The sequence below is a fragment of the Bradyrhizobium sp. MI1.10 genome (assembly GCF_055811035.1).
The window spans coordinates 1-12,831 of sequence record NZ_JBVVPN010000027.1 but is presented as its reverse complement, the minus strand read 5'-3'; the positions used below and the strand labels follow the sequence as shown (position 1 = coordinate 12,831).

Sequence of the window (12,831 nt, the reverse complement as noted above, 5' to 3'; positions counted from 1 at the left end):
TTTCCGTCAGCCGCACGACCGCAGCCATTCCCAAGGCGGCGATGGCGCATGCAAGCGATGCGTCGACGCCAGAATTGTCATCACGGCGTCACCGCGGAACGCAATCGTTTGAAGAAGCAGGAGGCATCACCATGGACGCTCGCACCTCGCAACCGCCCCATCAGACGCATCAGCCTCCCGCACGAGGCTGGCGGCCCGAGCGTTGCGACCGCGTTGCGCTGGTGCTGCAAGGTGGCGGCGCGCTCGGCGCGTACCAGGCCGGCGTCTACCAGGCGCTGCACGAGGCCGGCATCGAGCCCGACTGGGTCTGTGGCGTCTCGATCGGCGCGATCAACTCCGCCATCATCGCGGGCAACAAGCCGGAGAAGCGGCTCGAGGCGCTGCGCATCTTCTGGGAGCGCATCACCAACCGCAAGATCTGGCACTACACGCCTGACGGAGACATCTTCCGCCAGTGGCGCAATCTCACCAGCGCGTGGATGACGTCGGCGATGGGCCAACCGGGCTTCTTCAGCCCGCATCAGGTCAATCCCTGGCTGAGCCCGGTCGGCGCCCGGACCGCCACCAGCTATTACGACACGATGCCGCTGAAAGAGAGCCTGCTCGAGCTCGTCGACTTCGACCTCATCAACGAGAAGAAGGTTCGCTTCGCGGTGGGCGCCGTGAACGTGCTCTCCGGCAATTTCATCTATTTCGACAATTCCCACGACGAGATCGAGCCGGAGCACATCATGGCTTCCGGCGCCCTGCCGCCGGCACTGCCGATGGTGCGGATCGGCACCGATCATTTCTGGGACGGCGGCATCGTCTCCAACACGCCGCTTCAGCACCTGCTCGACCAGGAAGACGCGCTCAATTCGCTGGTGTTCCAGGTCGACCTGTTCAGCGCACGCGGCGTGCTGCCGCGCTCGATCCAGGACGTGATGGCCCGCCACAAGGACATCATGTATTCCTCGCGCACCCGCCACAACACCGACGTCTACCGCCGAACCCACAACCTCAAGGTCCTGCTCTACAAGGCCTTGGCCAAGCTGCCCGACGAGCAGCTCTCCGAGGAGGAGCGCAAACTCAAGTCGAGCCTGCGCCACATGCCTGAGATCGCAATCCTGCATCTGATCTACCAGCAGAAGGCCTACGAGGGCGACGCCAAGGACCACGAATTCTCGGGCACCTCGATGCGCGAGCACTGGACCTCCGGCTACGAAGACACCAAGCGCACCCTGAAGCGCCGCGACTGGATCAAGATGCCCGACGAAGGCATGGGCCTCGTGGTGCACGACGTGCACCGGGAGACGGAGAGCGCGTAGCTCTATCGTCCCGTCGCGATCACCCAATTCCCGTTCCCGGCTTGCAGGCACACTTTCGCATTCTCGCGGCTCATTTTGCCCGAGCTTTGCTCTAGTCTTAGCACCCTCTCGAAAGAAAGGGCGCAGGGAAGGCCGGGCGCCGGCTGGCACCCGTAGTCCCGTGTGCGAGCAAGACGCGCACGGGGTGGACGACAGGTGACGCCGGCAACCGGCCTTCCCTGCGCGAATGGTTTTACGGCTTATGACGCGCTCTCCCCGGGGAGCGATGCACTATTGCCCCCGTCGCCTTGCGGATGGCTGATGTGCTGACCCGGTTGGGCAGAGCATCACCACAAGACTTGACGCACAGACCCCGGGCGTCAGGACCACACGATTTTGCCGTCCGCGCACCTCCCCGCCCCTGTCCTCGATGCCTGGCGTGCGCTCGCCATCGAGACCGAACGAGGAGGCTGTCAGCGCCGTGTCGTACCGCGTGTGCAGCTGCTCACGGGAAAACCCGCCCTGCAGCCTGCCCAGCGCGTCGACGCAGTCGCGGCCACCGCCTCCCGGCCCACGTCTCGTGACGATCGCGAAACGCCCTTGTAGCAGGCTGGGATGCGCACAAACTACGCCTTATCCGAACTTCTATAAATACGAATATTACTTCAGTGCGGGGTTGACAAGGCGTTTCGCGCGATGGCGCACCAGGTCTCGTGACGCACCTGTCGCCCGGCGTCTCAAGCGACCGAACCGCCGCGCGGGTTGACGATCGTGTAGCCACGCAATGAACGCGCATGCATTCGCGTCGCGTGTCCGCCCGAGTTGGCGTCGTAAGCCAGCCAGGTATCCCCGCTTAGGTGTTGCTCGAGGACGAACACATGTCCGTGTCGGGCTGCGACCATTCCCGGTGCGGGTGATGTCCGCGGGAAGCGCAGCCAGTTCGACGCAAGATTCAATTCCGGCACGATACGGCCGAACACGCGCAGAGCAGCCCCGCAGCCGCAGAAGGAGGAAGGGCAACCTGCGGGACGACTACCGACGATGCGACCGCCCGAGAGGCTCGCCGTCGCGGCGCCGCCTGCGTCGGCCGCTGTCAGTTGCGTCGCGCGATAGGATTGGAGTGAGGACCTGGGAGTTAGGAACGACCTGGAAGTCCTCTCACGGCGCGTTTGCGAATACGAGAAGTCGCAGGGCATCGTGACGTTGCATTCGGCTGCTTGATGAATGCGATAGGGCCGTGCTTCAGAAGCGACGAAACTAAAGGCAACGACGAGACACGCGGAAAGAACCGACTTGAACATTGCAGGGCTCCAAACTGAAGGTCCCTGCCCCTGCAAAGAAACCAATAACAGTTTGGCTGAAATGGTCTCAAATAGCGACTGAAAGTGGCTGCATTTGCGGGCCGATTTTGGCAATCATCACAGCCCAAGCGTAGCGGCGGAAATGTTTAACCCGCAGAGGACGAATGCGTGTCTTCGCAACCGAGAGGCGACCGCGTTGCATTCGTGCGTCGCATTGTTGTACGCCGCGGCACGATGGCCGAGCGCACAATTGCGGAGGGGCGCCCGCAAGCCATAGCCCCGCCGTTGATTGTCGCGCGAATGGTCAGCCCCGAGTCTTCGCTAAGGCAGATCCTGCGGTCGTCGCAAAGTCCAACTTTGCAGCGCTGAGCGCTGCGGCGAGCTCGTCGATGTGGTAGGGCTTCGACAGGATCCGGATGCCGGCCATTTCGGCGTCGTGAACCGCGGCTTCGGCGTATCCGCTCGTCAGCAGGACCGGGATGTCGCTTCGCCTTCTCTTGATCTCGGACGCGAGTTCGACACCGTTCATGCCGCCCGGCATCATGATATCGGAAAACACCAGATCGACGGAGCGGCCGTCCGCTAGGGCACCGAGAGCCGCCGCGGCACTGGCCGCGCGCGTGACCTGGTAACCGAGCTGCGCAAGCATCTCGCTGACCAGCGCGGCGACCTCGTCGTCGTCTTCGACGAGAAGAACCCGGCCATGATTAGCCCTCTTGGGACGCGCCCTGTTCAGGTCGATGAGATGCCGTTCACCCGAGGGGACATTCCTGGATCGCGGCAAATAGAGCTCAATGCTGGTGCCCTCGTCGACGATCGATTTTATTCGAACCATTCCGCGTGACTGCGTCGCAAATCCGTGGACCTGAGCAAGCCCCAGGCCTGAGCCTTTACCGACGTCCTTGGTCGTGAAGAACGGTTCGAAGACCCGCGCCAGGATCTCGGGGCTCATTCCAACGCCCCTGTCGACCACGGACAGGCGAACGTAATCGCCCGCGATCTCGTTCTCGTTCAGGCCGGCCAGGTTCTCGCCACGGACGACGATCGTGCCACCGTTCGGCATCGCATCGCGGGCGTTGACGGCCAGGTTGAGAATGACCAGTTCGAGCTCTCCCGGATCAACCTCCACCGGCCAAAGCCCCTCCGGAAAATCGAACTCGACGTGAACGTCGCCTCTCAGGCTCCGATCGAGCAATTCGCGCATGCCGCCGATCTGCGCCGGGATGTCGACGGCCTCGGGCCGGAGCTTCTGCCGCCGTGAAAAAGCCAGAAGCTGCCTGGTCAGGCCCGCACCACGCTGCGCCGCCTGAACCATTCCTTCCAACAGCCGACGCCGCCGATCAGGATCAGTCTGCCGGTCGAGCATGTCCAATCCGCCGGAGATCACCATCAGCAGATTATTGAAGTCGTGAGCTACTCCGCCGGTCAATTGTCCGATGGCTTCGATCTTCTGGGCCTGACGAAGGGTCTCCTCGACGCGGGCGCGCTCTTCCATTTCGGCCCGCAGATGCTTGTTGGCCTCCTCGAGGGCACGGGTGCGCTCGACCACGAGCTTCTCGAGCTCCTGGGCCGTCCGCTCGCGCGCCTGCAGCAAGGTTCGAATTTCATATTGCCGCCGGCGGGCCCGCATTGCGGATTGAATTGCGCTCGTCAGCGTGATCGGCTGAACCGGGCGCTCGAGCAGCGACACGTTGCGGAGCGTCTCGACGATGCTGCGGCGCCAGGCAACCACCGCCGGCTGCTCGCGGTGGCTGGTGAGAATGACAAAGGGCAGGTCGGACCAGGGCGGCTGCCGCTCGATCCAATGTGCCAGCGGCTGGGTATCCTTCCCGAACAAGCCCTCCTCGGCGAGAAGGACCGCGCCCACGCCCGCCGACATCTCGCTGACCAGTTCAGGCAGACCACGACAATTGATTGCCAGGAGATTCGAATTACGGAAAAGCTCGACCGATGCCGGTCCATCGCGGCCGATCGGAGCAAACACGAGGACGCAATGATCGCGGTCGGCGCTCATTCCGACAGCCCTTCCGGCATCTCCGTGCCCGAGTAACGTGGATTCCCGGAAAAGATGCCGCTGAACCCGCTCAGCGGAGGACCTACCGTGATGCCGGCACTGCCAAGACGAAACTCGCGGATGGAATTTTCATGATTGCCGCTGCGCTTCTTCACGACCGAGAGGGCACGCCGCACCGCTCCGCCGACTTCGAAATAGCGCAGCATGAGCACGGCATCGCTCAAATAGCTGATATCGAGAGCCGTCTCCATCGGACCGACCAGCCCATGCTGAGCGAGGATCAGGACGGTCAGCACGCCTTTCTGTCCGAGGTAGCTCAGGAGCTCGTGCATCTGGAGGATGAGAAATCGCTCATCCGGCATTGCGTTGAGGTAGCCGTTCAGACTGTCAATGATAACAATTCGGGCGTTATCCTTTTCGACGCTGTTGCGCACATTGGCGGCGAATTCGCCGGGCGACATCTCGGCGGGATCGATTTGCTTAAATCGGATGAGTCCCGATTGCAGATGGCTTTCAAGGGGCAGGCCTAGCGTTCGAGCCCGGGCCTCCACCGTACCGCGACCTTCATCGAAGGCAAAGAACACCGCATGCTCACCGCGATCTGCCGCTGCGATCGCATAGGTCAGCGCGAGAGAAGACTTGCCGACACCGGCGGCGCCCAAGAGCAGTGCACTGGTGCCGCGCTCGAGCCCTCCTCCCAGGAGCTGGTCAAGTTGCGCATTGCCGCTCGGCGTCAACTCACCGATAAACGAGGTGTGATGTTCCGCTGCCACCAGACGGGGGAATATCCGCACCCCTCCCGCCTCGATTGTGAAATCGTGGAAGCCGCCGCGAAATCGAATGCCGCGCATCTTGATCACGCGAAGCCGCCGGCGCTCTGCCCCATAATCAATGGCGAGCTGTTCGAGCATCACCACGCCATGCGCGATCGAATGGAGCTGCAGATCGTCTTGGGACGATGAGAGATCGTCGAGGAGGATGACCGTGCAATTGCGGTTGGTGAAAAAGTGCTTCAGGGCCAGAACCTGGCGCCGGTACCGCAGCGGGTTCTGCGCAAGGAGGCGCAGCTCGGACAGGCTGTCCAGCACCACGCGCGCGGGATTGATCCGCTCGACCTCCTTGAATATCAGGCCCGTGGTTTCGCTCAGCTCCATTTCGGCGGGGTGGAAGACGGTGAGCTCGCGTTCCGGATCGAGCGTCGTCTCCGGCGGCACCAGTTCGAAGATGTCGACGCCTTGCAGCGACCAGCCGTGCCGCTGTGCAACCAGCGTCAACTCACGCTTGGTTTCCGACAAGGAGATATAGAGCACGCGTTCACCGCAACGGGCGCCCTCGAGAAGGAATTGGAGTGCCATTGTGGTCTTGCCCGAGCCGGGCCGGCCCTCGTAGAGGTACATGCGATTGGGATCGAGCCCGCCGTAGAGGATATCGTCGAGACCGTCACTGCCGGTCGAAATCCTGGGCAACTCTCCGGGCTCGCTGGTTTGCGCCCGGCTCGATGAATTGATCATTGAACCCCCGTGAAGCTCCGTCGCCGAAAATGCGCTCCGGCCCCGAGATGGGACGCGCGATCAGCGGCCCTGTCTCAGCCGTAAGGCGAAATCTGGCAAAGAACGCCCAAGCCGGGTTCCAAGTTCCGCCTCCCGGGCGCATGTCCGCCAGACCGTCGGCCGCGGAACCGTTCTCGCCCACCATTTCAGCTATTGCGGTCCGACTAGCGGTCCTGGAGGGTCAGCATCGACAAGGCAGTCGCCGGCGCGAAAAGCCATGCCAGCTCACTGCATGATCGCGGCTGCGATCTTCTCCGCCGACATCAGGACCGGAAAATTGGTGTTGGCGCACGGCACCACCGGGAAGATCGAGGCATCGACGACGCGCAGGCCCTGCACGCCTTTGACGCGCCCCTCTGGATCGACCACCGCCATCGGATCGTCAACCCGGCCCATGCGGCACGAGCAGGAGGCGTGCCACACGCCGATGGTCGCCTTGCGCACGAAGGCTTCCAGCGCCTCGTCGTCGTTGATGACGTCGTCGAAGGTGAAGCCCTCGACCACGAAATTGTCGATCATGTAGTGGCGCAGCACTGCCGGTCCGTCCATCAGGGCCGCGGCGATCCTGGTGAGAATCCTGTTTTTGGTGTTGACCACGCCGATCTTGCGCACGCGGTCGGTATAGGAGGCCGGGAACGGCTTGTCCGTCACGGCCCTGACAACGTCGCTCATCTGCACGGCCGCCATCTTGCGGAAACCGCTCATCAGCCGATCGAGGTCGCGCCGGTCGGACAACAGGTTGAACTCGACGATCGGCTCGACGACCGGATCGCGCGAGGCAAGCTTGACCTGTCCGGTCTCGGAATAGGTCTTGTTGACGAATGTCAGCAGCGATCCGATCTGCTCACCGACGGCGTGCCAGGCCGATTTGCTGAGCAGGACGACGAACATATCGCCTTTCGGTACGCCTTGGAGCCCGGACGAGTAACGCAAGCCAAGCTGCATGTGGCGCCTGGTGTGCTCGTTCATTCGCGCGCCGCGGCGGACAAAGGACGACAGCGAGATCGAGGGATGATCCATCAGGCGCTGGCCGACGCCCTGCAGCCCCATTAGCACGGGAATGCCCATATCCTTGAGGTGACCGACCGGGCCGATGCCGGCGCGCAACAGATGCGCCGGTGAATGGATGGCGCCACTGGAGAGAATGATCTCGCGGGCGCGGAATTCCTGCTCTCGTCCGTCGACCACAGCCTTCACGCCGACGCATTGCGTGCCTTCGAACAGCAATTCCCTGACTTGCGTGTTGGTGGAGATCGTGAGGTTGGCGCGCTTGCGCGTGTCGCGATCGAGATAGCCCATGGCAGCCGAGACGCGTTGCTCGGCCTGGTTCGAGTGCGTCACCGGGAAAAACCCGTCGACGAATTCGCCATTCTGGTCGGGCAGGAACTGATGTCCGGCCTGCTGGAAGGCTTGCGCAAACGCCTGCGAATGCCGCGTCCAGTGCTCCCTGGGGATTCGGCGGACCGGGATCCGGCCGTCCTTGCCGTGGTAGGGACCGTCGAAATCGAGGTCGCGCTCGACCTTCTTGAAGAAGGGCAGCACATCGTTCCAGCTCCACCCCGCAGCGCCGCGCGCGTCCCATTCGTCGTAGTCGGTCGGCGCGCCGCGGTTGGCCATCTGGCCGTTGATCGAGGAGCCGCCGCCAAGCACGCGTGCCTGCTCGTATTTGCGTAAGGGCGGACGTCCTTCGTTCGGATTGTTGTGGCTGACGATCTGGGTCGTGACCTTGAGCTCGGTCCAGTGGAAGCGCGGATCGAAATAGGCCGTCCCCGGATAGCTGTCCCTGATCTCGGCCGGCTCGTCTCCGGGCGGTGTGTCCTGTCCCGCCTCGCAGAGCAGGACCTTGTTGGCGCTCCTCGCCGAGAGCCGGTGGGCCAGCACGGACCCCGCCGAGCCGCCGCCCACGATAATGAAGTCGTACACGATTGGCGCTTCCCTTGTTCTTGCCCGGGAAGCGTAGCGCGTTATTGTTTTGAGGTCACGTCATCGCTGCCACGGCAAAGCGCGAGCACAGATGCCGGCGACGCCGAAGGCACCGCCCGGCGGCAGGCATCCGCCGTCCGGTCAGCAGGTGACGAGGGGGCGAACCCAGGGCGCTTTACGGCTTCCTCACGAAGCCCGCGCGCAACCGCTCGGCAAACCAGACTACAAAAATTGCAGCGAACGACAGACAGAAAAATATAGCCGTCCAAAGCAGCGCGTTACCCGCATTTGTCATGACGTCTCTCCCTCGTTCCAAACGAGACGCTTGCAGACAATGGGACGCGTGGCGTTGCGCTAGATCAATTTTGCCCAAATGCAATTGGGCTGAGGTCGGCATCCGCGGCTCGCAGGGGCCGCTGAAGCTACGGCCTGATCGAAAAATTCCCCGGCGGCCCTGGCTTTCGCAATGGCTCCGCCAGCCGCGCGAACTCGCACAGCAGCGACCGCGTCTTCCTGGGATCGATGATCTCTTCGACCCAGAATTTTTCGGCGGAGCGGAACGGCGAGCGCAGCTTGTTAAGGCGGTCCTCGATCTCTTTCAGTTTCTCCGCCTTGTCTTCGGCCGCGTCGATGTCCGCGCGGTAGGCGGCTTCGATGCCGCCTTCCAGTGGGAGCGAGCCCCAATAGGCCGACGGCCAGGCGTAGCGGATCGAGAAGCGGTCGGCCGGCTGATGCACCACGCCGGCGACGCCGAAGGCATTGCGCAGGATCACCGTGCACCAGGGCACCGTGGTCTGGTTGACCGCGGCCATGGCGCGAACGCCATGGCGGATGGTGCCCGCCTTCTCCGCATCGAGCCCGATCATGAAGCCGGGGCAGTCCATGAGATAGACGATCGGCAAATGGAAGGTCTCGGCGAAGTCGACCCAGCGGACCACCTTCTGGCAGGCGTCCGCCGTCCAGGAGCCGCCATAGTGAAAGCTGTCACTGGCAAGCACCATCACCGCCCTGCCCTCGAGCCGCGCGAGACCGACAATGATCGGCTTGCCGAAATTCTTGCCGACCTCGAAAAACGAGCCCTTGTCCACGACTTGTTCGACGATCGGCCGTATCTTGTAGACCTGCTTGCGATTACGCGGCACTGCGCTCATCAGCGCCTCTTCGGTGCGCTCCGGATTGTCGGTGCAGGGCAAGGTCGGCGGCAGCCCGTCAACCGACGACGGCAGATAAGACAGGAATCGCCGCGCGCAGGCAAAGGCCTCCTCCTCGGTGTCGACAGCATGATCGACCGCGCCGGCGCGGGTCTGGATGTCGGCGCCGCCGAGCTCTTCCTTCGAGAGGTCCTGCCCCAGCGCCTTCACCACCGGCGGGCCTGCGACGAACATCGCGGACTTCCGGGTCATGATGGAATAGTGGCTGGCGGCAAGACGCGCGGCACCGAGCCCTGCGACCGAGCCGAGGCCGAGCGCGACCACGGGCACGCGCGACAAATTCTCCGTTGTGAAGCGATACCAGCGTGTGCCGCCGATGCCACCCGGCAAGTTCGCCGCGCCCTTGGTCTCGATGGTCTTGACCGAGCCGCCGCCGCCGGAGCCTTCGATGATGCGGACGATGGGCAGGCGGAGATCATGCGCCATCTCCTCCGCCATCAGCGGTTTTGCGGAGATGGACGCATCCGCCGAGCCGCCGCGCACGGTGAAATCGTCGCCGACCACGACGACGGTGCGGCCCTCGACGCGCGCGCGGCCGAACACGCAGTTCGCTGGCGTCAATTTCTGCAACTCGCCACTGGAATCGTATTCGCCGACGCCGGAGACGGCGCCGATCTCGTGAAAGCTGCCTTTGTCGGTCAGTCTGTCGATACGTTCCCGAACAGTCAGTCGGCCCTGGTCATGCTGACGCTTGACCTTGTCAACGCCGCCCATCTCCCGCGCGAAGGCTTCGCGCCGGGCGAGCTCGTCGAGTTCCGGCTTCCAGTTCATTCACTCCCTCCGAATTGATCGGCTTGTTATTGTTATGGACGGCCATGGCGACTGGTTTACGCGGGATGCGGGCGTTGAAGACGTCGCCCTCTGCGCCGTCCATCAGGCTGCCGAGCGAACGGCCGAGCGCGAGCATCAGCGGCGCGACTTCGGCATGCAGACGCTCTTCGTCATACATCGCCGAGAGCAGACCGATCGTGATGACAACGAAGGTCTGGTACTGCGGCGACCAGATCGGCATCGCGAGGCCGTTGATATGTGGGCTCCACAAGCCGCAGGCCACGACATAGCCGCGCTCGCGCAGCGACTGCCGGTTGGCCTCGATGCGGGGCTTGAGGATCTTTGCAGCCTCGGGAGCTTCCCGCTCCATGTCCGCGATGAAGGCATCGCCGACCTCGGGCGCTAGTGCCGCGGTATAGGCCGCGCCCGCAGCGGTCGAAGCCATCGAGATGCGGCTGCCGGTGCCCTCGTGCAGGCCCAGTGCAGTCGCCGAACGCGCGAACTGGAGATAGACCAGATGGAAGCGATCGGGGACCACGAAGCCGACGGTGCCCGGCAATTGCTCTGCGACTTCCTGGAGCCGCTGGCGAATCATGCTGCGCAGCTGTGCGCCTTTCATCATCGAGGCGCTCATCGCCACAGCGCTTGGACCGATGCGGTATTTCTGATCACGCGGCAGGTACACGAGCTGACCCATCCGCGTTAGCGTGTGCGTGAGCCGCGACACGGTCGAGCGCGGCAGGCCGCAGCGGTTTGAAATTTCGAGATTGCCGAGCCTGCTATCGTGGCCCTCGAAGCATCGCAACACGTCGAACGCGCGCGACACCACCTGGATGACATCGCCCTCACCGGCTTCGCCAGCGAGCGCACCTTGCCTACTCAACCGCTCCGAACGTCGTCCCATGATCCCTACCGCTTGTTCCGCTGTGCGGAATTAAATTCCGCTTGCAGAAGAAACTACCTCAGGCATTTTGCGACCACAACAAAAAGGCGATGGCATGCCAGAAATTAAGATCGTCACGGATATCGCGGGACGCGTCTGCGCAACTCCCGTGCAAGTTGGAGGAACCGTTGCGGATGGCGATGAGATTGTGGTGGTCGAAGCGATGAAGATGGAGATACCTGTGCTTTCTCCTGTGAGCGGCGAGATCACATCGCTTCTGGTGAAGCTCGACGACGTCGTTGCCGAGGGACAGGCGATCGCGATCGTCGCGAACTGACTGCATTATCCGTCGTTTCCGCGACAATCTGTCAGCTTCATTGCGGCGTTCGCGCTACGGCGTTGCCATCGCCTGATCGCGATGACATGATCCGTTTCAAACAAAACCTGTTTCAAACAAAGAAAGAAAATCGTCGCGGCAAACGCGAGGATCATTGGAGGGAAACATGCGTCGTGGGCTGGTCATGCTCGCGCCTGCTTTGGTGGCGGGCCTTTCTTTTGCGTCTACACGCTATGCATTCGCCGAAGATATCAAGCTGCCGGCGACATTGACGTTCACCGCCTACGACACTGGCACCGCCGGCTTCAACATCGCGGTCGGCGTCGGCAAAATGATGAAGGACAAATACTCAACCGACGTGCGCGTGCTCCCCGCAGGCAACGACGTCGCGCGTCTCGCGCCGTTGCGCGCCAAGCGCGCGGTTTCTTCCGCGATGGGATCGGGTACCTATTTCGCGCAGGAAGGCGTGTTCGAGTTCGGCTCCAGGGAATGGGGCCCGCAACCGCTCCAGATCATGCTCTCATCCGTCGACTGCAATTGCGGCACGCTCGGCGTGGCCGCGGACACAGGCGTGAAGGAGCTCAAGGACCTCAAGGGAAAGCGCGTCGGCTTCGTCGTCGGCTCGCCGGCGCTGAACCAGAACTCGCTCGCGGTGCTCGCCTTCGCCGGCCTGACGCAGAAGGACGTCAAGGTCGTCGAGTTCGCAAGCTACGGCGCGATGTGGAAGGGCCTGATCAACAACGACACCGACGCAGCCTTCGGCACCACCATCACCGGCCCCGCCAAGGAAGCCGAGACCTCGCCGCGCGGCCTGATCTGGCCGCCGCTGCCCGCCAAGGACAAGGAAGGCTGGGCGCGGATGCAGAAGGTCGGCTCGTTCTTCTTCCCGCAGACCGCGACCTGCGGCGCCGGCATCTCGCCGGACAAACCGATCGAGCTCGGCAACTACCCCTACCCGATTTTCGTCGCCTACGCCTCGCAAGCCCCCGACCAGGTCTATGCGATCACCAAAGCGATGATCGTGAACTACGATTCCTACAAGGACGCCGCACCCGGCGCCGGCGGGCTTGCGGCCGATCGCCAGACCAAGAACTGGGTGGTGCCGGTGCATCCCGGCGCGGTAAAGGCGCTGAAGGAAGCCGGGCAATGGAGCGACGCGCAGGACACGCACAACAACAGACTGATCAAGCGCCAGGAGGTGCTTGGCGCAGCGTGGACCGACTACGGAAAGTCCAACCCGCCTGCGGATGACAAGGCGTTTCTCGACGGCTGGATGAAAGCGCGTGCCGCAGCGCTTGCGAAGGCCGACATGCCGAACGGGTTCGAGGAATAATTTCGCGATGGGCCTGATGGTTGCCACCCGCGAGCTGCGCTCCCTCTCCCGCTTGCGGGAGAGGGTTGGGGAGAGGGTGCCTCAACGTTGGGATTCCCCCAGAGGAGAGAGCCCACCCGCGCCTTCGGCGCAACCTCTCCCGCAAGCGAGGGCTTTGCGTAAATCGCGAATCTGCGATTCTCTAAGAGACATCTGAAGAGGATCTGGGGATGGCATATCGGC

At 63.1% G+C, this 12,831-nt stretch carries 9 protein-coding genes; 3 read left to right on the top strand and 6 right to left on the bottom strand.

Annotated features, from left to right (window positions below):
• Positions 1 to 131 precede the first annotated feature (131 nt).
• Positions 132 to 1,307 (top strand): patatin-like phospholipase family protein, encoded by a 1,176-nt coding sequence (locus AC0L3K_RS25940; protein WP_007592278.1) that lies wholly within the window; start codon positions 132 to 134, stop codon positions 1,305 to 1,307.
• Positions 1,308 to 2,023: 716 nt separating this feature from the next.
• Here AC0L3K_RS25940 and AC0L3K_RS25935 read toward each other — a convergent pair.
• The 6 genes from AC0L3K_RS25935 to AC0L3K_RS25910 all read right to left on the bottom strand — a co-directional run bounded on the left by AC0L3K_RS25935 (position 2,024) and on the right by AC0L3K_RS25910 (position 10,960).
• Complete coding sequence (locus AC0L3K_RS25935; protein ID WP_007592281.1) at positions 2,024 to 2,587, bottom strand: hypothetical protein; 564 nt, start codon at positions 2,585 to 2,587, stop codon at positions 2,024 to 2,026.
• 304 nt (positions 2,588 to 2,891) lie between these two features.
• Positions 2,892 to 4,601, bottom strand: coding sequence for a response regulator (locus tag AC0L3K_RS25930; RefSeq protein WP_473254288.1), 1,710 nt, complete (start codon positions 4,599 to 4,601; stop codon positions 2,892 to 2,894).
• The gene (locus AC0L3K_RS25925) at positions 4,598 to 6,112 is read right to left on the bottom strand and encodes an ATPase domain-containing protein (RefSeq protein ID WP_035992861.1); all 1,515 of its coding nucleotides are present in this window, start codon (positions 6,110 to 6,112) and stop codon (positions 4,598 to 4,600) included. Before AC0L3K_RS25925 ends, AC0L3K_RS25930 begins: the two co-directional genes overlap by 4 nt.
• 264 nt (positions 6,113 to 6,376) lie before the next feature.
• Positions 6,377 to 8,074, bottom strand: a complete 1,698-nt coding sequence (locus AC0L3K_RS25920) for a GMC family oxidoreductase (protein WP_473254287.1) — start codon at positions 8,072 to 8,074, stop codon at positions 6,377 to 6,379.
• Between the two features lie 422 nt (positions 8,075 to 8,496).
• Positions 8,497 to 10,056 (bottom strand): acyl-CoA carboxylase subunit beta, encoded by a 1,560-nt coding sequence (locus AC0L3K_RS25915; protein WP_035992865.1) that lies wholly within the window; start codon positions 10,054 to 10,056, stop codon positions 8,497 to 8,499.
• A complete protein-coding gene (locus AC0L3K_RS25910; protein ID WP_007592290.1) occupies positions 9,986 to 10,960 on the bottom strand; it encodes an IclR family transcriptional regulator in 975 nt (324 codons plus the stop codon). The genes AC0L3K_RS25915 and AC0L3K_RS25910 overlap by 71 nt, the downstream gene beginning before the upstream one ends.
• 94 nt (positions 10,961 to 11,054) lie before the next feature.
• Between AC0L3K_RS25910 and AC0L3K_RS25905 the strand changes: the two genes are divergently transcribed.
• Both AC0L3K_RS25905 and AC0L3K_RS25900 read left to right on the top strand, forming a co-directional pair.
• Positions 11,055 to 11,276 carry an acyl-CoA carboxylase biotin carboxyl carrier protein subunit gene (locus AC0L3K_RS25905; RefSeq protein ID WP_007592292.1) on the top strand — a complete coding sequence of 74 codons (222 nt, stop codon included), beginning with the start codon at positions 11,055 to 11,057 and terminating at the stop codon, positions 11,274 to 11,276.
• A gap of 166 nt (positions 11,277 to 11,442) precedes the next feature.
• Positions 11,443 to 12,609, top strand: a complete 1,167-nt coding sequence (locus AC0L3K_RS25900; RefSeq protein ID WP_219683334.1) for a TAXI family TRAP transporter solute-binding subunit — start codon at positions 11,443 to 11,445, stop codon at positions 12,607 to 12,609.
• Positions 12,610 to 12,831: the final 222 nt, after the last annotated feature.